General features: G+C 65.5%; 19 protein-coding genes and 1 pseudogene. 6 read left to right on the forward strand and 14 right to left on the reverse strand.

Annotation, left to right across the window (positions count from 1 at the left end):
• Together SJY40_RS10570 and SJY40_RS10575 are read left to right on the forward strand one after the other, a co-directional pair.
• Window positions 1-1,173: a zinc ribbon domain-containing protein gene (locus SJY40_RS10570; protein WP_378946040.1), complete on the forward strand. Its 1,173-nt coding sequence runs from the start codon at window positions 1-3 to the stop codon at window positions 1,171-1,173.
• A 12-nt stretch (window positions 1,174-1,185) separates the two neighbouring features.
• On the forward strand, window positions 1,186-2,097 hold the full coding sequence (locus SJY40_RS10575; RefSeq protein ID WP_378946043.1) for a carbohydrate kinase: 912 nt from the start codon (window positions 1,186-1,188) through the stop codon (window positions 2,095-2,097).
• 89 nt (window positions 2,098-2,186) lie between these two features.
• Here SJY40_RS10575 and hflX read toward each other — a convergent pair whose 3' ends face one another.
• From hflX to dusB, 9 genes are all read right to left on the reverse strand, one after another.
• Window positions 2,187-3,587 (reverse strand): GTPase HflX, encoded by a 1,401-nt coding sequence (hflX, locus tag SJY40_RS10580; protein ID WP_378946046.1) that lies wholly within the window; start codon window positions 3,585-3,587, stop codon window positions 2,187-2,189.
• Window positions 3,588-3,821: an RNA chaperone Hfq gene (gene hfq, locus SJY40_RS10585; protein WP_020949330.1), complete on the reverse strand. Its 234-nt coding sequence runs from the start codon at window positions 3,819-3,821 to the stop codon at window positions 3,588-3,590.
• Between the two features lie 118 nt (window positions 3,822-3,939).
• Window positions 3,940-5,571 carry a TrkH family potassium uptake protein gene (locus SJY40_RS10590; protein WP_378946049.1) on the reverse strand — a complete coding sequence of 544 codons (1,632 nt, stop codon included), beginning with the start codon at window positions 5,569-5,571 and terminating at the stop codon, window positions 3,940-3,942.
• Window positions 5,572-5,580: 9 nt separating this feature from the next.
• Complete coding sequence (trkA, locus tag SJY40_RS10595; RefSeq protein ID WP_378946052.1) at window positions 5,581-6,957, reverse strand: Trk system potassium transporter TrkA; 1,377 nt, start codon at window positions 6,955-6,957, stop codon at window positions 5,581-5,583.
• Window positions 6,958-7,045: 88 nt separating this feature from the next.
• Window positions 7,046-8,437 carry a sigma-54-dependent transcriptional regulator gene (locus SJY40_RS10600; protein ID WP_378946055.1) on the reverse strand — a complete coding sequence of 464 codons (1,392 nt, stop codon included), beginning with the start codon at window positions 8,435-8,437 and terminating at the stop codon, window positions 7,046-7,048.
• The gene (locus tag SJY40_RS10605) at window positions 8,434-10,692 is read right to left on the reverse strand and encodes an ATP-binding protein (RefSeq protein WP_378946058.1); all 2,259 of its coding nucleotides are present in this window, start codon (window positions 10,690-10,692) and stop codon (window positions 8,434-8,436) included. Before SJY40_RS10605 ends, SJY40_RS10600 begins: the two co-directional genes overlap by 4 nt.
• 74 nt (window positions 10,693-10,766) lie before the next feature.
• Entirely contained in the window at window positions 10,767-12,215 is a 1,449-nt protein-coding gene (locus SJY40_RS10610) for a response regulator (RefSeq protein ID WP_378946061.1), read from the reverse strand.
• 11 nt (window positions 12,216-12,226) lie between these two features.
• Window positions 12,227-13,339 carry a nitrogen regulation protein NR(II) gene (locus SJY40_RS10615; RefSeq protein WP_378946063.1) on the reverse strand — a complete coding sequence of 371 codons (1,113 nt, stop codon included), beginning with the start codon at window positions 13,337-13,339 and terminating at the stop codon, window positions 12,227-12,229.
• Window positions 13,336-14,352: a tRNA dihydrouridine synthase DusB gene (dusB, locus tag SJY40_RS10620; protein WP_378946066.1), complete on the reverse strand. Its 1,017-nt coding sequence runs from the start codon at window positions 14,350-14,352 to the stop codon at window positions 13,336-13,338. Before dusB ends, SJY40_RS10615 begins: the two co-directional genes overlap by 4 nt.
• A gap of 242 nt (window positions 14,353-14,594) precedes the next feature.
• Here dusB and SJY40_RS10625 point away from each other — a divergent pair.
• Window positions 14,595-15,977, forward strand: a pseudogene (locus tag SJY40_RS10625) (L-serine ammonia-lyase).
• On the opposite strand, the gene SJY40_RS10630 reads toward SJY40_RS10625, so the two are convergent.
• Window positions 15,974-17,059 (reverse strand): sensor histidine kinase, encoded by a 1,086-nt coding sequence (locus SJY40_RS10630; protein ID WP_378946069.1) that lies wholly within the window; start codon window positions 17,057-17,059, stop codon window positions 15,974-15,976. The pseudogene SJY40_RS10625 and the gene SJY40_RS10630 sit on opposite strands and share 4 nt — an antisense overlap.
• A 298-nt stretch (window positions 17,060-17,357) precedes the next feature.
• Here SJY40_RS10630 and SJY40_RS10635 point away from each other — a divergent pair, with 298 nt between their 5' ends.
• From SJY40_RS10635 to SJY40_RS10645, 3 genes are all read left to right on the forward strand, one after another.
• Window positions 17,358-17,936 (forward strand): COG3650 family protein, encoded by a 579-nt coding sequence (locus SJY40_RS10635; RefSeq protein ID WP_378946072.1) that lies wholly within the window; start codon window positions 17,358-17,360, stop codon window positions 17,934-17,936.
• 138 nt (window positions 17,937-18,074) lie between these two features.
• Window positions 18,075-20,282 (forward strand): YjbH domain-containing protein, encoded by a 2,208-nt coding sequence (locus SJY40_RS10640; RefSeq protein ID WP_378946074.1) that lies wholly within the window; start codon window positions 18,075-18,077, stop codon window positions 20,280-20,282.
• Window positions 20,279-20,935, forward strand: coding sequence for a YjbF family lipoprotein (locus SJY40_RS10645; protein WP_378946077.1), 657 nt, complete (start codon window positions 20,279-20,281; stop codon window positions 20,933-20,935). Before SJY40_RS10640 ends, SJY40_RS10645 begins: the two co-directional genes overlap by 4 nt.
• Window positions 20,936-21,098: 163 nt before the next feature.
• Here the strand turns inward: SJY40_RS10645 and SJY40_RS10650 are convergent, their stop codons facing one another.
• The 4 genes from SJY40_RS10650 to SJY40_RS10665 form a co-directional block, all read right to left on the reverse strand.
• Complete coding sequence (locus SJY40_RS10650; protein ID WP_028725626.1) at window positions 21,099-21,302, reverse strand: hypothetical protein; 204 nt, start codon at window positions 21,300-21,302, stop codon at window positions 21,099-21,101.
• A gap of 199 nt (window positions 21,303-21,501) precedes the next feature.
• Window positions 21,502-22,284: a metal ABC transporter permease gene (locus SJY40_RS10655; protein ID WP_378946080.1), complete on the reverse strand. Its 783-nt coding sequence runs from the start codon at window positions 22,282-22,284 to the stop codon at window positions 21,502-21,504.
• A 17-nt stretch (window positions 22,285-22,301) separates the two neighbouring features.
• Entirely contained in the window at window positions 22,302-23,057 is a 756-nt protein-coding gene (locus SJY40_RS10660) for a metal ABC transporter ATP-binding protein (protein ID WP_378946082.1), read from the reverse strand.
• On the reverse strand, window positions 23,051-23,554 hold the full coding sequence (locus SJY40_RS10665; RefSeq protein WP_378946085.1) for a Fur family transcriptional regulator: 504 nt from the start codon (window positions 23,552-23,554) through the stop codon (window positions 23,051-23,053). Before SJY40_RS10665 ends, SJY40_RS10660 begins: the two co-directional genes overlap by 7 nt.
• Between the last annotated feature and the right edge of the window lie 55 nt (window positions 23,555-23,609).

Consider the following 23,609-nt stretch of genomic DNA (forward strand, 5'->3'; position numbering starts at 1 on the left):
ATGCCCCAGATGGAACACCGCTTTCCCTGCGCGCAATGCGGGGCCAGCCTGCGCTTTCAGCCGGGCCAGCAGGTGCTGGTCTGCGACTACTGCGGTCACCAGCAAGACATCGGCCCCGGCCCGTCCCGCGCGCCGGGGCGCCAGCCGTCGAAAGACCCGCTGGACGCGAGCCTGCAGTGGGATGCCAGCCACAAGGCCCCCCAATTGGTCGAGATCCCGTTGCAGAAGGGCCTGCACCTCGATGCCGGATCGGCCGACATCACCCAGACCGTGCGCACCCTGTCCTGCCCCAATTGCGGGGCACGGGTGGATATGGACGACGACCACCACGCCAGCCGCTGCCCCTTCTGCGCCACGCCGGTCGTCACCGATACCGGCGCGACGCGGCGGATCAAACCGCAAGGCGTGCTGCCCTTCGTGCTGACCGAGGCACAGGCGCGCGCAGCGATGAAGGACTGGCTGGGCAGCCTGTGGTTCGCGCCCTCGGGGCTGACGGCTTATGCCCGCAAGGACCGGCGGCTGACGGGGATCTACTCGCCCTTCTGGACCTTCGATGCCAGCAGCCGCAGCAGCTATCGCGGGCAGCGCGGTGATACCTATTACGAAACCGTCCATGTCACGCGGCAGGTGAACGGTCGCAATCAGCGCGTGGCGCAAAAGGTCGCCAAGATCCGCTGGCGACCCGTATCCGGCAATGTCGCACGCGATTTTAACGATGTTCTGGTGCCTGCATCCACCGCCCTGCCCGCCGCCATGACGCAGGCGCTGATGCCGTGGGATCTGGCGCAGCTGGCCGATTACCGTCCCGCCTTCCTGTCAGGGTTCGAGGCCGAGGGCTATACCACCCCCTTGGCGCAGGGCCATCAGGCGGCGCGGGACCAGATGGCGCAGGTCATCACCGGTGACGCACGCCGTGCCATCGGTGGCGATCACCAGCGCGTCGATGCCATCAGCAGCGATTTCGCCGCCGAGACCTTCAAGCACATCCTGCTGCCGATCTGGACAGCCGCATATCGCTATAACAACAAAAGCTATCGTTTCGTGGTCAACGGCCAGTCTGGGCGGGTGACGGGACAGCGTCCGTGGTCGGTCTGGAAAATCGCCGCCGCCGCGGTCGTCGCGCTGGTAGCGTTAGCAGTTTTCATGTATCTGGCCAACTCAGGACAGATCTGAAAGGGGCACGCCATGATTTTGTGCGCAGGAGAATCGCTGATCGACATGGTGCCGGAAAATGGCGCCTTCAGACCCTTGGCCGGCGGAGCGGTTTATAATACCGCCATCGCGCTTGGCCGTATGGGTCAGGACACCGGCTATCTATGGCCCATCAGCCGCGACCCCTTCGGCGACGTGATCATGCGCCCGCTGGCCGAAGCCGGCGTGAACATCGACCTCTGCCCGCGCACCGACCGGCTGACCACGCTGGCCCTGGTGACGCTGACCAATGGCGAGGCGCTCTATTCTTTCTATGACGAAGGTTCGGCGGGCCGGATGATGACCAGTGACGACATCGCCCCCCTGCCCGCCAGCATCAGCGCGCTGTTCGCAGGTGGCATCAGCCTGGTGCCCAACCCCTGCGGTGCCGCGATCGAGGCCTTGATCGCCCAGCATCACGACCGCCTGCCGGTGATGATCGACCCGAACATCCGCCCGTTCTTCATCACCGATCCCGACAGCTATCGCGCCCGTCTGGACCGGATGCTGCCGATGGCCGATATCGTCAAGCTGTCCTCGGACGATCTGGAGTGGCTCTATCCCGGCGTGGCCCCCGAAGAGGCCGCCCGCAAGGTTCTGGCAACGGGCCCCAAAATGGTCCTGCAGACCGGCGGCGAGGCTGGTGCCAAGGCGATCTGGGACGGCCCGACGGTCAGCGCCCCGGCCGTGCGCACCACGGTGTCGGACACCATCGGCGCGGGCGATACCTTTAACGCAGGCGTTCTGGCCAGCTTCGATCGTCAGGGTGTTCTGTCGAAATCGGGGCTTGCCTCGGTCACGGCCGATCAGATCCACGCCGCCCTGACGCTTGGCGCCAAGGCCGCTGCCGTCACCGTATCCCGCCCCGGCGCAAACCCGCCTTGGGCGCATGAAATGATCGCCTGAACCGCAGGTGGGTCCGGGAGGGGCGCAGCCCCACCCGGCGGGGGGTACGGGGGGCTGGCCCCCCGCCCCATCGCGGGACGCAACGGTGGTCAGTCCGCCGGATGCCAACCGCCGGACCGTAGCGGGTCCTGATCGTCGCCCTCATCCTCCGGCTCGACCTCGACCGAGGTGCCGGTGAACGCTTCGAAGGCGCCCTTCTGACGGGCGGTCCAGCGCAGGTTCAGGTTCAACCCGTCCTCGCCAGCCTCTTCGCTTTCGACGACGCCTGCCTCGTGCAGCCAGGCGCGGCTGCGACCATCGGCAAATTCCAGCACGACGCTTTCATCGAAACGATGTTCGTCAAGAACCTCGCCCAGGCTGTGATCGATGGCACCGATCAGATCGGACAAACCTTCGCCAGACAGTGCGCTGACGGCCTGAACGCCTTCGGTGCGGGCATCGGTGCGGCGCAGGGCCGCGCGGGTGTCCGCACCGAGTGCGTCGATCTTGTTCCAGACCTCGATGGCGGCGACATCGTCTTCCACACCAAGACTGTCCAGAATTTCGGCCACATCCGAGGCCTGTTCTTCGGTCTCGGGGTGGCTGATGTCACGGACGTGCAGGATCAGATCGGCCTCGAGCACCTCCTCCAGCGTGGCGCGGAAGGCTGCAACCAGTTCGGTCGGCAGGTCGCTGATGAAGCCCACCGTATCCGACAGAATGATCTTGCGCCCCGAATTTCCCCCTGCGGCATCCGGCAGACGGATGGCGCGCATGGTCGGATCCAACGTCGCGAACAACATGTCCTTGGCAAAGACCTCGGCGCCCGTCAGACGGTTGAACAGGGTCGATTTGCCCGCGTTGGTATAGCCCACCAGTGCGACGATGGGGTAAGGCACCTTGGCACGCGCCGCACGATGCAGGGTGCGGGTCTTGACCACACGCTCCAGCTGACGGCGCAGGCGCGTCATCTGTTCGTCAATGGCACGACGGTCGGCCTCGATCTGGGTTTCGCCGGGACCGCCGACAAAGCCAAGACCGCCCCGCTGGCGTTCAAGGTGGGTCCAGGCCCGCACCAACCGCGTCCGCTGATAGGACAGCGCGGCCAGTTCGACCTGCAAAACACCTTCCCGCGTACGCGCGCGATCGGCAAAGATTTCAAGAATAAGCCCGGTCCGGTCCAGAAGCTTGACGCCCCATTCCTTTTCCAGGTTCCGCTGCTGCACGGGGGTCACCGGACCATCGATCAGGACCAGTTCGGCCTCGACCTGCTCCAGACGCTCGCCTATTTCGGCCAGCTTGCCCTTCCCGAACAGCTTTCCGGGGTTGGGTTCACGCACATTCGCGACTTCCTGCCCGACCAGTTCGATTCCCGGCAGGGCATGGGCAAGCGCCACGGCCTCGGCCAGGGAATGTTCCGGTTCGCGCCGCTGCGTGCGGGCGCGTCCAAGATCAGGGTGGATGACGTAAGCGCGGGTCGGTTTAATTTCGGTAGATGTCAGTTCCGCCAATCAATCCTCGCCTTCATACAGGCTTATGGGCTGGCCCGGCATGATCGTGCTGATCGCATGCTTGTAGACCAGCTGCGATTGCCCGTCACGACGCAGCAATACGCAGAAGTTATCGAACCAGGTAATGACGCCTTGAAGTTTGACGCCATTGATCAGGAATATGGTGACCGGCACCTTTGCTTTGCGGACATGGTTCAGGAATGCGTCCTGCAGGTTCTGCTTGTCGCCAGCCATTTGTTATTCCGTTTTTCACTGTTCCCCGTCCCGACAACATCTAAGGAGTTGCCGATGGCCATGCAAGCGCGCGCCCATCCGGCAGCCCATGGGGTCAACATTTAGGCAACACCCGTGATCAGCGACGCCAGAATTCCGGGGAAAACAGCGCAAGGACGGCCAATGTCTCGATGCGGCCAAGGATCATGGCGAAGGCCAGGACCACCTTCGTGAAGGCCGGCAGGCCCGACCAACCCTCCCACGGGGCGGATGCGATGCCGGCGCTGGCCTCGAAGGCGGGGGTCAGGGGAATGGCGCCCGCAAGGGGTCCGGTGTTCGTCAGCGCGGCGATTGAAAGGATAGTCGCCGTCTCGAATTCGATGGCATAGATCGAAACCAGGGTGACGACCGCGGCGATCGACATGGCGAACAGCATGAAGAAGATGAAGGCCAGATAGGCCCCCTCGCGCCGCAGACGCCGCGCGATCCGCCCCCCGCCCGAGACGCTGCTTGGGTGGATGATCCGCTCCATCTCGCGCTCTCCGTGGCGGGCCAGGGCATAGACCCGCAGCAGCTTGACGCCCCCCGCCGTGGTGGCGATGCCGCCGCCCATCATCGCCAGCCCCGCAAGGATCAGGCCCGGCGCGCCCAGTCCCGACCATGCCCGTGCCCCCTGCCAGTCGACGGAATTCCATCCCGTCGTCGTCAGATAGCTGAGCGCGTTGAACATCACCCCCCACAGCGCCGACAGGCCGTTGCCCAGATCGCGCAGCATCAGCGGCATCTTGGGACCGGTGCTGGCCACGTCAATCGCCCCCAGGAAGTGGCGCAGGAACAGGACGGCGCTGACCAGCAGCACCATCGCCACCGCCATCTGCAACTCGGGGTCTTCGCGCAGGCGTTCGGTGGCGCGCAATTCGCTGCCTCCGGGCCAGAAGCGGCGCGACAGGGCGGGGATCAGGAAGACGAAGATCAGCATCTCGCCCGCGACGCCCGAAATCTCTCCGGTCTGGCCGATGACGGGGGAAATGCCCGATGTGGACAGCGTTCCCATCGCCCGCGTCAGCGCCAGGAACGACGGATCGCCCAGCAGCAGCAAGCCGATCCACAGGATCAGCGTCAGCACGACATAGACCGGCCCCACCAGCCTTGCCGCCCGCATCAGGCGGACACCAGGGTCCGAGGTGCGACTGTCGTGGCGCGGATCGGACAGATGCGAGACCGGCTGGCGCGGATCGGCAGATCGCGGCAGTTTCTGGACATGTTCGTCGCGGCCATAGGGGCTGGACATGATCTCGAACCCGCCCACACGCAGCGGCGCCAGGATAGCCACCGCCGAGATCAGCACGAAGAACCCGCCCATCCAGCCCACCAGTGACCGCCACAGATGCAGGGGTGCGGGCAGTAGATCGGCCGAATAGAGCGAGGCCCCCGTCGTCGTCAGCGAGGACACCATCTCCCACCAGGCGTTGAAAAAGCCGGTATCAGGCAGGCTTTCGGCAAAGGGCAGCGCCATCAGCAAAGGCAGCAGGCCAAAGACCCCCAGCATGGTCAGCAGCGTTTCGCGCGATCTCTGGGGTCGGGGGTTCGCATGGGTGGCCAGCCCGATCAACCCGCAGAAGGTCAGGATGAACAGCGCCGCATAAAAGAACGTGCGGGCGATGACGTCCTCGTTGCGGACCGATGCGAAGGAGGCGGGGACCAGCATCGTCAGCGCGACGATCCCGCTTAGCAGGACCAGCAGCGGCAGGCGTTGTAGGATGCGGATCATCGCGCGCCCCTAGAAGAAGTCGATCGAGACTTGCAGCAGACGCTCGACCTCGTGGACGTCCTTGGTCAGGGCGAAGATCAGGACGATGTCGCCTTCCTCGATCCTTGTGTCGGCCATGGGCTTGATGACCTTGTCGCCCTTGCGCACGGCACCCAGCAGGGCACCTTCGGGGAATTCGATGTCGCGGATGGCGCGGCCCGACATGGGGCTGGTGGAGAGGACCTGCGCCTCCATCACCTCGGCCTCGGCATCGCCGATGGAATAGATGTCGCGCACCCGCCCGTGGCGGATGTGGCGCAGGATGGTGGACACGGTCGTCGCGCGCGGGTTGATATAGGCGTCGATGTCCAGCGCCCCCATCAGGGGCACCAGCGTCGGGTCGTTGATCAGCGCGATGGCCATCTTGGCCCCGGCCTGCTTGGCACGCACGGATGCCAGGATGTTGGTCTTGTCGTCATCGGTCACGGCCAGCACGGCATCGGCCTGCGGCACGCCCGCCTCGTCCAGCAGTTCTGCCGACAGGCCGTCGCCGTTCAGCACGATGGTGCGTTCCAGCCGGTCGGCGGCGAATTCGGCACGGGCGCGGTCGCGTTCGATCAGCTTGGCGCGGATGCGGTCGGGGCGGTTTTCCAGCGTCTGCGCCACGGCCAGACCGACGTTGCCCGCACCGATGATGGTGACGCGTTCCTGTTTCTGCGGAGGCTTGCCGAAGATATCAAGCGTGCGCGGCACGTCATCGACATGGCTGAAGACATAGATCTGGTCGCCCGCGAACAGCTGGTCGCCCGCCTCGGGGGCGAACAGGCGGCCTTCGCGGCGGACACCGGCGACAATGGCGCGCAGGCTGGAAAATAGTTCGGTCAGCTGCCGCAATGGCGTGTTCAGCGCCGGGCAGTCCGGTTCCAGATCGATCCCCAACATGTGGATCTTGTCGTCCATGAAAGTCTCGACATCGAAGGTCGAGGGCGCGGACAGGCGCTGCAACGCAGCCAGCGCGACCTCTCGTTCGGGGCTGATGACCACGTCGATGGGCAGATGCTCGGTGCGGTAAAGGTCGGAATAGATCGCGTCCAGATAGGCCCCCGACCGCAGGCGCGCGATCTTGCGCGGCACCTGAAAGACCGAATGCGCCACCTGACAGGTGACCATGTTCACCTCGTCGGAATGGGTGGCGGCAATGATCAGATCGGCATCGCGTGCGCCCGCACGGTCCAGCACGTCGGGATGGCTGCCAAAGCCCGTGACGCCCTGCACGTCCAGCGCATCGGTGGCTCGGCGGATCAGGTCGGGGTTGTTGTCGATGACCGTGACATCGTTTCGTTCCCCCGACAGATGGCGGGCGATCTGCCAGCCGACCTGCCCGGCCCCGCAAATGATGATCTTCATCCACAGCCCTCTTGCCGTCCGCGCCCGACCGGTGGACGCATTCCTTGCCTATGCCGGGGCGCTGACACGCGCAAGCGCCCTGCGGCGCTTACTTGCCCAGCACCATGTCCTCATCGCTGCGCATGCCGCCGACGACGCCCAGTGATTTCAGCTTGCGATGCAGGGCGCTGCGCTCCATGCCCACGAATTGGGCGGTGCGGCTGATGTTGCCGCCAAAACGGTTGATCTGGGCCACCAGATATTCGCGTTCAAACATCTCGCGCGCCTCGCGCAGGGCCATGGCTGTGACCTGCGGACCAAGGCTGAGGGCCTCGGCGTTGTCGGGGGTCGCGCCTTGGGGTTCCAGTTCCGAGGGCTGGATCGGGCCGGTTTCCTCGGCCAGGATCAGCACGCGTTCGATGACGTTGCGCAGCTGGCGGATGTTGCCCGGCCAGCGCATCGATTGCAGCGCCGCGACCGTGTCCTCGGGCAGCTCGCGCGGGGGCAGGCCTTGGGTCTTGTGGAAATGCTGGATGAAATGTTCCGCCAGCAGCGCGATGTCATCACGCCGGTCGGCCAGCGATGGCACGGCCAGCGGCACCACGTTCAGCCGGTCGAACAATTCCTGACGGAAACGGCCCGCGGCAATTTCCGCGACCAGATCGCGGTTGGTGGATGACAGGACGCGCAGATCGACACGCACGCGGTCGGCGCCCCCTGCCCGCACGAATTGCTGTTCGGTCAGCACCCGCAGGATCTTGGGCTGAGTGCCCAATGGCATGTCGCCCACTTCGTCGAAATAGATGATGCCGCCATGCGCCTGCTCCAACAGGCCCGGCTCGATGCCGCGTTCGGGCGTTTCGCGACCGAACAAAACTTCTTCCATGCGTTCGGGCTCGATCGTGGCGCAGGGGACGGTGATGAAGGGTGCCGACGCCCGCGGGCTGTGGGCGTGGATATAGCGCGCGGCCATTTCCTTGCCGGTGCCGGGTTCCCCCGCCAGCATCACGCGCCCATTGGACCGCGCGACCTTGTCCAGCCCGTCGCGCAGCCGCTTGAAGGCGACCGAATGGCCCAGCATTTCCGTCGCCTTGTCGCCACCACGCCGCAGGGTGCTGTTTTCACGGCGCAAGCGGCTGGTTTCCATCGCGCGGTTGATGACCACCATCAGCTGGTCGATGTTGAAGGGCTTTTCGATGAAGTCATATGCCCCCTGCTTGATGGCAGCGACCGCGATCTCGATGTTGCCATGGCCGGAAATGATGATCACCGGCACGTCGGGATTGTTGCGCTTGACCTGTTTCAGGATGTCGATCCCGTCCATGCGGCTGTCCTTCAGCCAGATGTCCAGAATCATCAGCGAGGGTTCGCGTTCGTTCAGCGCCGCCACCGCGTCGTCGGAATTGGCGGCCAGACGGGTGTCGAAGCCTTCGTCCTTCAGGATGTCCGCGATCAGCTCGCGGATGTCCCGTTCGTCATCGACGATCAGAATATCGCTCATAGTGTCGCCTCGTCTTTTTCTTGTCTGCTCTTGCGTTGGGGCGCGCGCATAGGGTGCCGCTCCCGTGGCAGCCGGATCTCGGCCATGGCGCCCGGCCTGTCGGGCGCATCCGTCAGGGACAGGCTGCCGCCATGCTCCTCGACGATCTTCTTGACGATGGGCAGACCAAGGCCGGTGCCCTGACTTTTCATCGTGACATAGGGTTCGAACAGCCGCGACCGATCGGCGGGCAGGCCCAAGCCGTTATCGGTGATGCGGATGCAGACCAGATCGGGCTGCACCTCCATCTGGACGCTGACGCGCGGCTGGAAGTCCTGATCCGAGGCGGCGCGTTCCTCGACCGCTTCGCCCGCGTTCTTCAGCAGATTGGTCAGCGCCTGGCGCAGCATGCCGCCGTCGCAATCCACGATGACGGGATCCGTCGGGATATCGACGATCAGCGCGTCGTTCAGCGCATCCTGCTGCAACAGGACCACGTCGCGCAGCAAAGCTGCCATATCGGTTTCGGCGCGGTCGGGTTCGGGCATGCGGGCAAAGCGGCTGAATTCATCGACGATCCGGCGCAGGTCGCCCGTCTGACGGATGATCACATCGGTATATTGTTCCAGCGCCGCGCGTTCGGATTCGGGTGCCAGCGGGCCGAACTTGCGGCGCAGGCGTTCGGCCGACAGCTGGATGGGGGTCAGCGGGTTCTTGATTTCATGGGCGACACGACGCGCGACATCGCCCCATGCGGCCATGCGCTGCGCGCTGACCAGTTCGGTCACGTCGTCGAAGGCCACCACGAACCCCTCCAGCGCGCCTTCGGCGTTGCGGCGCACGGCCATGCGGACCAGCAGACTTTCGGCGCGGCCTTCGCGGAGGATGCGGACCTCGTCCTGAATGGTTTCGGCGACCGATCCCGACAGGCGTTCGAACAACGGCGCGAATTCCGGCACCGCCTGCGACAGCAGCGCGTCGATATCGCCCTTGGCGTCCAGACCCAGCAACCGGCTGGCGGACCGGTTCACGAAGTCGATTTCCCCCGCCGCATCCAGTCCGATGACCCCCGAGGTGACCGAGGTCAGCACGTTGTCGAACAAACGCCGCTGTTCGTCGCTGACGCGATAGCTTTCGATCAGCTCTTCGCGTTGGGTCTTCAACTGACGGGTCATGCGGTTAAAGGACCGCCCGAGGGTCTGGATTTCGTCGCCGGTCTTAGGTTCGGGGATCTGCAGGTCCAGATCGCCCCGTCCCACCTGTTCGCTGGCCCGTGCCAGCAGCCCGATGGGGCGCGACAAACGGCTGGCGAACCAAAGGCCCAGCCAGATCGCCGCCGCCACCAACAACAGCGCAAAGCCCAGATAAACCAGCGAAAATTCCAGCAGCACCTGCGATCGCATCTCCTCCAGCTGGCGATAGTCGCCAACGGTGGCGCGGGTGTCGTCCAGCAGGCCCAGAAGGCTGCCATCGACATCGCGCGTCACATAGAGATAGCGGTCGGCCAGCGGCGGCAACGCCACCAGCGCGCGGAATTCATCGTTGTCCCAATCCTCGATCAGGGTCAGGCCTTCGGTCTGGGCAAGGTCCAACTGATCGCTGGTGGGCGCCTCGTACCAGAACAGATAGCTGCGTTCGCCACGGGCGCGGATCTCGGCGTTGCCGTTGATGATATAGGCTTCGCGCAACCCGCGCTGGATCAGGCCCTGACCTTGGGCCAACAGCTGGCGCATCTCTCCATCTTCGATCAGCGGATTGGCACGTCCGGCCTGCGTCAGGATGTTGGCCAGCGCGCGGGCGTCCTGGGACAGGTCACTGCGATGCTCGGCCTGATAGGCCTCGGCTGCGGCCTGCGATGTGGTGACGACCTGCTGGACCCGGTCGGAAAACCAGCCCTCCAGCCCGATATTGACCAGAAACCCGGCGAACAGCGCGACCAGCACCGTCGGCACCAGCGCCAGCCCGCCAAAGATCAGGACCAGACGACCATGCAGCTTGGATGCAGGGCCTGCACGTCGGCGTGCGGCGATCAGGCGCGCCATCCGCGCGACGATGAAACCGATCAGAACCAGCAGATAGGCAAGGTCCGCCAACAGCACCAGCCGCAGGGTTTCCCCCTGCATCCCGCGCCCGAAGGGACCCATGACCGCGAATGTCGCAACGGCCAGCGCCACGCCCGAAAGCACGATGCCCCAGGTCAGCAGCCCGCGCCATTGTCGCGGCATTCGGATACGGGCCAGCTTGTCCCAGCTGAGCCCTGTCGCCAGGCCTGTCATAACCCCCACTCGCCGTCTGCGCGGCTTTCATTGGCGGGCAGCGCGTGACCTTGTCGCTGCGCCCTGTGGCGGTTTTACATCAGTTTGCGGCGCCGTGTCACCTCGATATTCAGCTCGGTCAGTTTCTTGCGCAACGTATTGCGGTTGATCCCCAGAAGATCGGCACAACGCAGCTGATTGCCACCGGTCGCATCCAGCGCCACCTGCAGCAGCGGCCGCTCGACCTCGCGCAGGATGCGGTCATACAGGCCCGGAGGCGGCAGCGCATCGCCATGCAGGTCGAAGTAACGCTGCAGATGCGCCTCGACCGAATCCGACAGCCGCGAATTGCCTTGGGTCGTCGGGGCGGTGCTGGCGGGTTCCGCAGCCATGGGCGCCGCCATGCTGACGGGGGCCGCAGCGGTCTGGCGGTTGCCCGACTGCTGGGACAGCGCCTCGCGCATTTCCGAATTGCTGATGGTTGCGCCGCTGGCGGTCAGCGCCAGCCTGCGCATCATGTTCTCCAGCTCGCGCACGTTGCCCGGAAAGGGATGCGCCCGCAGCGCCGCCGCAGCGTCATCGGCCAGATCGCGTTCCGGCAACCCCTGCGCGGCGGCCCGTGCCAGCAGATGCGCCGCCAGCGGCAGGATGTCGTCCACCCGCGCCCGCAGCGGCGGCACACTGACCGTAACGCCCGCCAGACGGTAATAGAGGTCCGACCGCAGCCGCCCGTTGCTGACATCCGCCTGCGGATCGGGGCCGGTGGTGGTGACGATGCGCGGGGCGCTGGCGCGGTCGGGACCGGATTCCAGCACCTCGATCATGCCGATCAGGCGGGCCTGTGCGGCGGGATCGAAGCCCGCGGGGTTCTCGATGATGATGGTGCCGCCACGGGCCTTGTCGGCGGCGCGGTTGATCGCATCCTCGCTGGCGTCGGATGAGGTCAGGATCGCCAGACCCCGGTCGCGACGGTCCGACAGATCGTGGAAGGACCGGGCGATGGTGGTCTTGCCGACGCCCGCCTCGCCCGCGATGATCACCGGCAGATCGGCGTTCAGAACCCGCGCCACCATGCGGAACAGCGCCTGCATGGAGGGCGCATGCCCGATCAGCGGCATGGCGGGATCGGCAGCCTCGCGCGGGACCGAGAGCGCCTCGGGGATCGGGTCGGATTTGCGTGGGCGGCGCGACAGGGCCTGATTGGCCTTGCTCATCAGATCCGGCAGATCGAAGGGCTTGGGCAGGTATTCGAAGGCTTCTGCCTCGGTCGCGCGGATGGCCGTCACGATGGTGTTCTGGGCCGAGATCACGATGACCGGCAGATCGGGCCGCGCCTCGCGGATGGCGGGGATGCGGTCGATGCCGTTGCCGTCGGGCATCATCACGTCGGTGATGACCAGATCGCCGCGGCCTTCCTCGACCCATTTGGCCAGCTGCGCCAGGCTACCGGTTGCGTGGACCCGGCACCCCGCGCGGGTCAGCGCCTGCGTCAGCACGGTGCGGATGGTGCGGTCATCGTCAGCGATCAGAACGGTTCCGTCCATGGGGTCGGTCCTTATGCCTTGGGCAGTGATATGCGAAACACGGTGCGACCGGGGCGGCTGTCCACGCGGATCAGCGCGCCATGGTCGGTGATGATCTTGCTAACCAGCGCCAGCCCCAGACCGGTGCCGTTTTCACGGCCCGATACGAAGGGCTCGAACACCTGGTCGGCGATATTGTCTGGAAAGCCGGGGCCGTTATCCTCGATCTCGATCTGCAGGGGCAGCGGGCGGCCCGTGGGATCGGCATCATCGGGGGGCAGGCGCAGGGTGTGGTCGTAAAAGCTGCGCAGCTTGATCGTCCCGCCCGCTTTGCCTGCCAGCGCCTCGGAGGCGTTCTTGACCAGGTTCAGGCACACCTGCGTCAGCTGGTCGGCATCCGCCATCGCCGGCGGTAAGGACGGGTCGTAATCGGTCACGATCGCCACCTCGCGCCCGAAACCCACCGCCGAGGACCGGCGCACCTGCTCCAGCACGTCATGGACATTCAGCGCCGCCAGCTTGGGCGCCGAGGTGTCGCCGAAGCGCTCCACCTGTTCCAGCAGCGCCACAATCCGGCGGGATTCACTGACAATCATCTCGGCCATCTCGCGGTCCTCGGGGGTCGCGTTCATTGCCATCAACTGTGCGGCACCGCGGATGCCCGCCAGCGGGTTCTTGATCTCATGGGCCAGCATTTCCGACATGCCGATGGCACTGCGCGCGGCACTGCGGACGCTGCGGCTTTGATGCAGACTGTCGTCATCCTGCGGCACGATCAGGAAGATCACCGCGCCACCTGTTTCCGGCGCGGGGGCGGCATGAACGGCAGCGCGGCGGGCCTGATGGCCGCCCGCGCGGTCGCCGATCTCGAAGCGGACGGCGTTCTGATAGAGCGCCTCGTCGCTGGCCAGCACGCGGCCCATCAGCGGGCGCAGGCTGGGCGCGATGCGCAGGCGGGTTGCCATGTCGTCGCCGTCCAGCGCCTTGCCCAGCGTCGAGGTGCGCGACATGTTCAGCCAGATTTCCGCCGAGTTGTTCATGGCCGCCACGCGGCCCTGCGCATCAAGGATCAGCGCCGGCATCGGCAGCGCATCCAGCCCGGGGCCGGTCATCGCATCGACGAAATCCCTGGGGCGTTGGGTCATGCGGCCACCTGTCCTGCAAGATCGCCGGGGGCGTCGGCAAAGGCCTGCCGGATCAGCGCGATAGTGGCGGCGGGGGTTTCGGCGCGCAGCATCTGGGCGCGCAGAGGTGCATCATTGGCGTCGGCATACCAGCCCAGATGCTTGCGGGCGACGCGCAGGCCCAGTTCGGGGCCATAGAAATCCATCATGTCCTCGTAATGTTCCTGCACCAGATCAGCCAAATCCTGACCGCGCGGAATGACCGGCGCGGGCATACCCCACAGCTGATGCGCGATCTGCGCCAGCCGCCACGGCGCACCTTGGGCGCCACGCCCGACCATCACAGCCTCGCCCCCCGATTGCGCCAGCGCCTGACGCGCAGTTTCGGCATCGACCACATCCCCGTTGGCGACCAGCGACGGACGGCCCGGCAGATCGGCCACGGCGCGGATAGCGGTCCAGTCGGCGCGACCCTTGTAGAACTGCGCCCGCGTACGACCATGCACCGTCAGCATGGCGACACCGGCATCGCGTGCCCGCGCCGACAAGTCCGCCGCGTTCAGGCAGTCGTCATCCCAGCCCAGCCGCATCTTCAGCGTCACAGGCACATCGACCGCGCCCACCACCGCGTCGATAAGCGACAACGCCAGATCCAGATCGCGCATCAATGCCGCGCCCGACAGACCACCCGTCACCTTCTTGGCGGGGCAGCCCATGTTGATGTCGATGACACGCGCACCCATGCCTTCGACGATACGCGCGGTTTCGGCCATGGGGCCGGGCTCGCGTCCGGCGATCTGCACGCTGACGGGCAGCGCGCCCTCGGTCAGGGCCTTGGCGCGCACCGATGCCCGGTTCGACGGCTGTTTCGTCACCATCTCGGATGAAGCGACCATTTCGCTGACCAGCAGCCCGGCACCAAAGCGCGCGACCGCCCGCCGGAAGGGAACGTCGGTGATTCCGGCCATCGGGGCCAGAAAAACCGGGGGCCCAAGGCGCGTATCGCCAAGAATGATCGGGTCTGGCAAATCCATATCCTGTTCCTTTACCGATGGCGGGCCGCCTGCAAGAAGGGCAGCGGACCCCTGCCCTGCCCATTTCGCAGGCGGCCCCTTATTGCCTAATTGATTAGCATGTTGCTATGATTTTAACCATATACCGCGCCATGCGGGACAGGGCGGGCATGTCGCAACCGGACCGTGAAAAGGTCGCGTCCAGACATGGCAGGCTGGGCGCTGTCCTGCTTAGATGGGGCGGCAAATGCAAGGGGGCTTTCATGTTTCTGTCGGTGTTCGATCTGTTGAAGGTGGGGGTCGGCCCGTCATCGTCCCACACGATGGGGCCGATGGTGGCGGCATCGCGCTTTCTGGACGCGCTGCGACTGCAACCCTTCAAGGCAAATGGGCTGCGCGCCAGCCTGCACGGCAGCCTTGCCTTTACCGGCAAGGGCCATGCCACCGACCGCGCCACAATTCTGGGGCTGGCGGGCTTTACCCCCGCAACCATGGACCCCGAAGCCGCCGAAAGGACCCTGCGGCAGATCCGCGACAGTTGACAGATCACCCCGCCCCGGCTAGAGGCGCTGGAATTCGATCCCGACACCGACCTGCGCTTCGACTATGAGACCGTGCTGCCGGGGCATGCCAATGGCATGACCCTGTCGGCGACCGATGCGCAGGGGGACGTGATCTTCCACCACGTCTATTACTCGATCGGCGGCGGCTTCGTCATGACCGAGGAAGAGCTGGAGCGTCGCCACACCGAAGGCCGCAGCGACGCCAGCGCCAGCGTGCCATGGCCCTTTGCCACCGCCGATCAGATGCTGACGATGGCCGAGACCTCGGGCAAATCCATCGCCCGCATGAAAGAGGAAAACGAGCTGTGCTTCCGGTCACGCCCCGAACTGCACGACGGCTTGATGGGGATCTGGCAGGTGATGCGCGATTGCATGGACCGTGGGCTGACAACCGATGGCATCCTGCCCGGCGGGCTGAAGGTGCGCCGCCGCGCCAAGGCCATCCATGAAAAGCTGCTGGCCGAACGCGGGCTGAACATGACCGCGCCGCATATCATCAACGACTGGATGTTGACCTATGCCATGGCGGTGAATGAGGAGAACGCCGCCGGTGGTCAGGTCGTCACTGCGCCCACCAATGGCGCGGCGGGCACCATGCCTGCCGTCATCCGCTATTGGTTGGACCATGTGCCGGGAGCATCCGAACGCGCACTGCCCGATTTCCTGCTGACGGCGGCGGCGGTGGGCGGGCTGGTCAAGCACAACGCCTCGATCTCGGGTGCGGAATGCGGCTGTCAGGCCGAGGTCGGATCGGCATCGGCCATGGCCGCCGCCGGTCTGGCTGCCGTTCTTGGCGGCACCCCCCGCCAGATCGAAAATGCCGCTGAAATCGCGCTGGAACATCACCTTGGCATGACCTGCGATCCGGTGGCCGGGCTGGTGCAGGTTCCGTGCATCGAACGGAACGGGCTGGGCGCCATCAAGGCCGTCAGCGCCGCAAGCCTGGCGATGCGAGGCGACGGTCACCACATCGTGTCGCTGGACGTGGCGATAGAGACGATGCGCCAGACCGGCCGCGACATGTCCGACAAGTACAAGGAAACCTCGCTTGGCGGTTTGGCCGTGAACGTGCCGAACTGCTAGGCGCTCAACTTGCCGCGCAGGCGGTAATGCAGGCCGGCGGGGTCATAGGTGGCCTCGCCCTCGCCCTCGAAGTATGCGGGGACGATCATGTTGACCAGTTTCGAACCGAAACCCTCACGCGCGGGGGGCTGAACAGGGGCGCCGCCCGTTTCCAGCCAATCCAGCGCGAAATCATCGCCCTGCACCGACCACGTCAGATCGACCGCGCCCTGCGGGGCCGCCAGCGCCCCGTATTTCGCCGCATTGGTTGACAGTTCATAAAGCGCCAGCGACAGCCCCACCGCCTGCTGCGAACTGAGCCGCAGCGGCGGCCCCTGCAGCCGGATGCGGTCGCTGCCGTCCAGATGCGCGCCCAAAGACCGCGACATGACCTCGGTGATCGCGGCACTGTCGCCCAGTTCGGTGAACAGCCCCTGCGCGCGGGCCAGCGCCATGATGCGCGCGCCGACCGTGTCGCGCGCCTCCTGGATCGAGGTGGCGTTGCGCAGGCTGGCCGATACCACGGTCGAGGTCACCGACAGGATGTTCTTGATCCGGTGCAGCAATTCCTGCTGCATGATCTGCTGGTTGCGGCGGGCCTGCACGACCTCGGTCACATCGACGGTGATGTTGATCAGCCCGGCAATGGTGCCGTGGTCGTCGAACAGCGGGCTGTAGCTAAAGGTCCAATACGTCTCTTCGTCGAACCCGTTGCGGGTCATGATCAGACGCATTTCCTCGTTGTAGGTGCCCTGCCCCGACAGCGCCTGATCCACCAGCGGCTTGACGTCGTCCCAGACATCCGCCCAGATGCTGCGGAATGGCTGGCCCAGGGCGTGCCATTCCTTCTTGCCCAGGGCGGGGGCATAGGCGTCGTTGTACAGCATCGTCAGCTCGGGGCCCCAGAACATGCAGGCGGCGTGTCGCTGCCCCAGCAGGATCCGCACCGCACTCAGAAGCGATACCGACCAGCCTTCGATCGGACCAAGGGGGGTGCGTGACCAGTCGAAATTCCGGATGGCGCGCCCCATCGCGCCGTCATCCCATGCGAAACGGGACTGCGGCGGAAGGCTGCGTGGTTCCTGACCCACTGATGGTGACATGACTGGCAAGACCTGAAGCAAGACAAGATGAACAACTTGACCCTTTCGCGCTTTTCGTTGGAAATCAATGCCTGACAGCGCCGCAGGGGCCGTTTGGGCATGCATTCGCACATTGTTCGGGGATGGCCCGCACGGGAATTATCGTTTGGTCAACCCGACCGACCCTTCCGCCTGACGGGGGGTGTTGCCGCAAAGGCGGGGGACCGCCCGCGCGGGGGCGTGACGCTTGCCCCACAGCCGCGTGATTGGTATCGCTGGAAGAACAGTGATCCAGACCGAACCAGAAGGCCAGAACCCCATGTTCCCCCAACTGCCCATCCGTCTTGCGCTTCTTGCGCTGATCAGCCTTCCCCTGACGGCCTGCGACACGCAGACCATGACCGATCTGCGCCGCAACATCGGTCTTGACCAGCCCGAACCCGAGCCCGAGGAACCCGCCAAGCCACGCGCCCCCGCCGTATCCCCGCTGGTCCAGCCGATCGAGACCGGCGCCCCCGGCAAGCCCATCCCCACCGCCGAGCCGCTGACCTATCGCGCCACCAGTTTCGTCGCCCGCGGAAACGAGCCCTTCTGGAACGTCGAGATCGCAGGCAACACCGCGACCTATCGCACGCCGGAAAACCAGTCGGGCCGCAAGATTTCGGTCAACCGTCTGGTCTTTGACCGGGGCGTGGAATACGTCGGCGTTCTGAACGACCGGCCCTTCGTGGTGAACATGACGGCGACCGAATGTCAGGATACGATGGCCGATCAGAAATACCCGCTGACGGCCCGCCTGACGGTCAGTGGCAAGACCCAGCAGGGCTGCGCCTCGGTCGGGCAACCTGCCGAAGCTGCTGCCGAAACGACGACCGACGCCCCCGCCGCTGCGGGCTGAACCTGTCGCGGCGCGATGACGCAACCTTGCGTCGATGCGCGCCGCGACCGTTGCCGGGGGCCGGTCCCCCGACAACATCTGCAATACGACTTGCCACCCCACCTGTCGAAAGCCCCGCCCGCCGAAAGGATGACGCCGATGCGCCGCTCGCGCCTGACCAGCCAGCTGATGGCCACCACCCTGCCCCTGGCCCTTGTGGTCGGTGCAGGCTATGCCATCGCCGATCCGATGCTGGCCCGAAACATGTCCACCTATGGCATGCCGGGCGGGATCGACACCCCCACCGCCGAGACCCTGCCCGAGGGCACCCTCGGGGCGACCATCTCGAAATCCGACTATGCGCTGCGCACCAACGTGGTCTTTCAGGTGCTGCCGCAGCTGACCGCCGCCCTGCGTTACAGCCGGGTCGAGGGCATCAGCGATTACCGCGATGACGGCTTCATCTATGACCGGTCGTTCGACCTGCGTTATCAGGTGGTCGATCAGGACGGCTGGCGGCCCGCCGTTTCGGTCGGCGTGCAGGATTTCCTGGGCACCGGCGTCTATTCGGGCGAATATATCGTCGCCACCCGCGACATCACCCCCCGCATCCGTGCAAGCGCGGGCCTTGGCTGGGGAACGCTGGCGGGCAAGCCGCGGGTCATCGATGCCACCTCGGAAGGCGGCACGGCCAATGTGGAAAACTGGTTCAGCGGCGGGGCCAAGCCCTTCGCCTCGGTCAGCATGCAGGTCAACGACAAGCTGAGCGTCACGGCGGAATATTCCAACGACGTCTATCGCAGCAGCTATCGCCTGCGGAATGGCAATCTGAACACCTTCCAGCAGGGCGACAAGGAACCGGGTAACCTGAACTTCGGCGCCAACTACAAGTTCGGTCGCAATTACGAAGTCGGTGCCTATGTCATCGGTGGAGAGACCGTCGGTGCCCAGTTCACCGTGGCACTGAACCCGCGCGAATCCGCATATCCCTCGGGTCTGGAAAAGGCCCCGGCACCTGTGCGTCCGCGCCCTGCCCGCGACGCCGATCCCGAAGGCTGGTCCGGCCAATGGGCGCAGGACCCGACCGCGCAACCCGCCATCCAGAAGTCGCTGTCGGACGCGCTGGCCGGTGAAGGCCAGCTGCTGGAAAGCATGGCCCTGTCGCCCACCCGCGCCGAGGTTCGCATCCGCAACCAGCGCTATGTGCAGCAGGCGCAGGCCATCGGCCGCACCGCGCGCCTGATGACGCGGGCGCTGCCGCCCTCGGTGGAAACCTTCGTCATCACATCCTCCGCTGACGGGGTCGCGGCGTCATCGGTCACGCTGCGGCGGTCCGATGTCGAACGTCTGGAAAACACCGAGGCCGGCAAGATCGCATCGGCCAGCGCCCTATCGGACGCACCGCTGCGTCAGGGCGATCTGACCATGACCGAAGACCTGTTCCCGCGCTTCCGCTGGCGCGTCGGACCCTATCTGGATCTGGGCCTCTTCGACCCCGAAGAGCCGCTGCGTTACGAAGTCGGCGCCGAGGCCCGCGCGAGTTATGAAATCACCCCCGGGCTGGTCCTGACCGGCGCGATCAAGCAGCGCGCCTTCGGTGACAAGGAACAACGCGGTCCTGGTATCCCCGCATCCGAAAACGGCGGCGTTCGCGGCGATCACTATACCGCCGAGGAATACCTGGCCGATCCTAGCCTTGAAACCACGCCCGAAGGCGTGCCGCGCGTGCGGTCCGACACGCGGATGTATTCGGGCAATACCAGCCCGGTCATTCCCGAACTGACGCTGGCATGGTTCGCCCGCCCCACCGAACAGGTGTACAGCCGCGTGACGGTGGGCCTGCTGGAACAGGCCTATGGCGGTGTTTCGGCCGAGGTGCTTTGGAAGCCCGCAAATTCGCCCCTGGCCTTCGGGGCCGAGGTGAACCGCGTCCGCAAACGCGATTTCGACGGGCTGTTCGACTTCCGCGATTACGAAGTCACCACCGGACATGTTTCGGCCTATTACGAATTCAGCCAAGGCTTCACGGCGCAACTGGATGTCGGCCAGTATCTGGCGGGCGACAAGGGCGCGACCGTCAGCCTGACCCGCGAATTCGAGAACGGCTGGCGCGTCGGCGCTTTTGCCACCAAGACCGATCTCAGCGCCGAGGAATTCGGCGAGGGCAGCTTTGACAAGGGTATCACCCTGTCGATCCCGATCAGCTGGGCCACCGGCACGCCGACCCGCGACCGCGCCAGCACCACGATCCGGTCCCTGTCGCGCGACGGCGGCGCAAGGTTGGAGGTTAACGACCGTCTGTATGACAAGGTCCGCGACAGCCAGACTGTCAAACTCTATCAAGGCTGGGGGAGCTTCTGGCGATGAACAAGGCATATGGCGCTATGGCGCTGACCCTGCTGGCCGCGCTGGCCGCCTGCAGCAATCAGGGACCCGATGAGGGCGGATCGACCCCGGCCTCGGTTCTGGCGCGCACCGTGCAACAGGCCGTCAGCGCCCGCACCGCTGACCCGGCCCCGACGGCGCCCGCGAAAACCGCACAGGAACGCGCGGCCGAGGCGCTGCGCGTCAATTCCGGCCCGCTGATCCAGGTGGGCTTCGAAAGCCTGGGCCGCACGCAGATTCTGGCGATGACGGGTCAGAACGGCGCGATGCGGACCTATATGACCCCCGCCGAGGAGGCCGTGATTCTGCGCGACGGCATGCTGGTCGGCACCAAGGGCCTGGGCCGCGATCTGGCCGTGGCCGAACCGGGAACCGAGGCCCTGATCCGCGCGGGCCAATCTGGGCGTGGCACGCGCGTCATGCGGTATCTGGGCGGTGACGGTTTGGAACGCCCGCTACAGTTCGACTGCACCACCGGCCCCGGTCCCAACGCAGGCGTCGTGGTCGAGGATTGCGCGGGCCACGGCCTGACGTTCCAGAACAGCTATATGGTGCAGGGCGGGCAGATCCCCGTGTCGCGCCAATGGGTCGGTCCGGGTCTGGGCTATATCACCGTGCAGACGCTGCGCCCCTAAGCGCGCCAGCCGTATCGTGCGAAAAGCCGGCCCTGCGGGGCCGGCTTTTTCATATCGTGACGTTCAAGTCGCAAACTTGGGCCAGCAGAGCTGCGGACAAAAGAAAAAGGGCCGACCAATGGCCAGCCCTTTTGGAAACGGATCAGGAAGATCCGCTTCGAGATCAGCTGTCGTCGTCGTCCGAAGCGACTGCAGCGATAACGCCCAGCAGCAGCAGGGCGGGGACAACCAGGCCAGCGTTCGAAGAAGCGGCTTGCTCTTCGACAACGACGGGCTCAACTTCGACGACGGGTGCGACGTAACCACCGGCCAGAGCCGAGGTTGCGGTCAGGCCGAGGGCGGCAGCGAAAGTAGCGAATTTGGTCATGATCATGCTCCGTTTCGATTGAAGGCTGCCGTTTCCGGCAACATCGCTGCGACAGTTACACAAACCCCGTCACTTGAAAAGCTGGATTGAAATGAATCAATCGTGGGGCTGCATGCACTGTTGCATATTGGCCAACCCCCTTTTCGCCGCTTCGTTCCCTGCGTCTGCAAACGCTGGAAATTACTGTGACATATCCGCACTAATGGCGCCGAAGCGCCTGCGACAGCAGGAAAAACAGCGCGGCCGATGCAACGATCGACGGACCTGCGGGTGTGTCCAGCTGCAGACTGGAAAACAACCCTGCGATGACTGAAGCGGCGGCAATCAGCGCAGCGACGGCGGCCATCCGCTCGGGCGAGCGCGCCCATCCGCGGGCTGCCGCCGCCGGGACGATCAGCATGGCGGAAATCAGCAGCGAACCGACCACTCGAATCGCCAGGGCAACTACGATGGCCAGTGCCAGCGACAGGACCAGACGTTCGATGCGGGGGTCGATGCCGGCGGCCATGGCCAGCTCTTCGTTCAGGCTGCTGGTCACAAGCCGTTGCCAACGCAGGATCAACAGACCCAGAACCAGCGCGGCCCCTGTCCAGATCAGCGCCAGATCCAGCCGACCGACCGCCAGAATATCGCCGAACAGATAGCCGCTGAGGTCGGCCCGCGCGCTTGGCACAAAGCTGATGGCGACCAGACCGAAGGCCAGCGCGGAATGCGACAGCACGCCCAGCATCGTGTCCATCGCCTGCCCCCGCGCCACCAGCGCCGAAACCAGACAGGCCATTGCCGTCGCCACCGCCAATGTGCCCGCATAGATCGAAATGTCGAAGGCCAGTGCCATCGCCACGCCCAGAATTGCCGCATGCGCCGTCGAATCTCCGAAATAGGCCATGCGCCGCCAGACGACGAAACTGCCCAAGGGACCGGCAACCAGCGCCAGCCCCAGTCCCGCCAGAACCGCGCGGAAGAAAAAATCATCAAGCATCTTGGTCTTTCGTCAGGCTAATGCGGCAGGGCCGAAGGGGCATGGCCGTGGTCGTGGTCGCAATCATGATCGTGATCGTGGTGGTGCTGATACAGGGCCAGCATGCCCTGCGCCTCGGCGCCAAACAGGGCGCGGTATTCCGGTGCTCCGCTGACATGCTGGGGCGTGCCTTCGCAGCAGATATGGCCGTTCAGGCAAACCACCCTGTCCGAGGACCGCATCACGACCAGCAGATCGTGGCTGACCATCAGGACGGCGGCACCGGTTTCGCGACGCACATCCTCGATCAGCTGATAGAAGGCGACGATGCCGGGTTGGTCCAGCCCCTGCGTGGGTTCGTCCAGCACCAGCAGATGCGGCGACCGCAGCAGCGCGCGGGCCAGCAGCACACGCTGGAACTGGCCGCCCGACAGCTGGGTCAGCTGGCGGGCACCAAGGCCCGGAACACCGGTGCGTTCCAGCACGGCGGCGGCCTCGGCGTCGGTGACACGGGTCGGCAGCGACAGGAAACGCCGCACGGTCATCGGGATTGCCGTATCCAGTTGCACGCGCTGCGGAACATAGCCGATGCGCAGACCCTGCTGGCGCATCACGCTGCCCGCAGCCAGTCCCATCTGGCCCAGCAGCGCCCGGATCAGCGATGATTTCCCCGACCCGTTGGGGCCGACGACCGTCACGATCTCGCCCGCGGCGATGCGGAAATCGATGTCCGACAGCACCGGCTCCACGGTGCCGGGACGGTGGATGGTCATCCCTTCGGCGCGGATCAGCATTCGGCGTCGCCTTCGGTCACGGCACAGGCGGCACAAAGGCCGAGCGCCTCGATCGTGGCACGTTCGACCTGAAAACCGCCGTCGCGGGCGACCGCGGTCAGGGCATCGCGGATCGGGGTGACCGGGGCTTCGGCGACCTTGTCGCAGCTGCGGCAGATCAGGAAGACCGGATGGTGATCGTCGCCCGGATGCAGGCAGGCGGCAAAGGCGTTCAGCCGCTGCAGGCGATGCGCCAGCCCGTGCTGCACCAGAAACTCCAGCGCGCGATAGGCGACGGGCGGCTGGCGGCCAAAACCTTCGGCGGCAAGGCGGTCCAGCACTTCATAGGCCCCCATGGCACGATGACTTTCCAGCAGGATCTCCAACGTGCGGCGGCGTACGGGGGTCAGGCGCGCGCCCTGTTCCTTCAGGCGGACGGCGGCCTCGTCCAGGGCGCGATGGGCGCATTGCTGGTGGTCATGCGGCGCGAAGGCGGCGGCGATTGCATCATCGGTCACAGGGAGATCAGCCTTTCACGCGGCGTCGTTACTTTATTACATTTCAGTTGACTTG

This window comes from Paracoccus sp. R86501 (assembly GCF_042466435.1).
Taxonomy (GTDB): Bacteria; Pseudomonadota; Alphaproteobacteria; order Rhodobacterales; family Rhodobacteraceae; genus Paracoccus.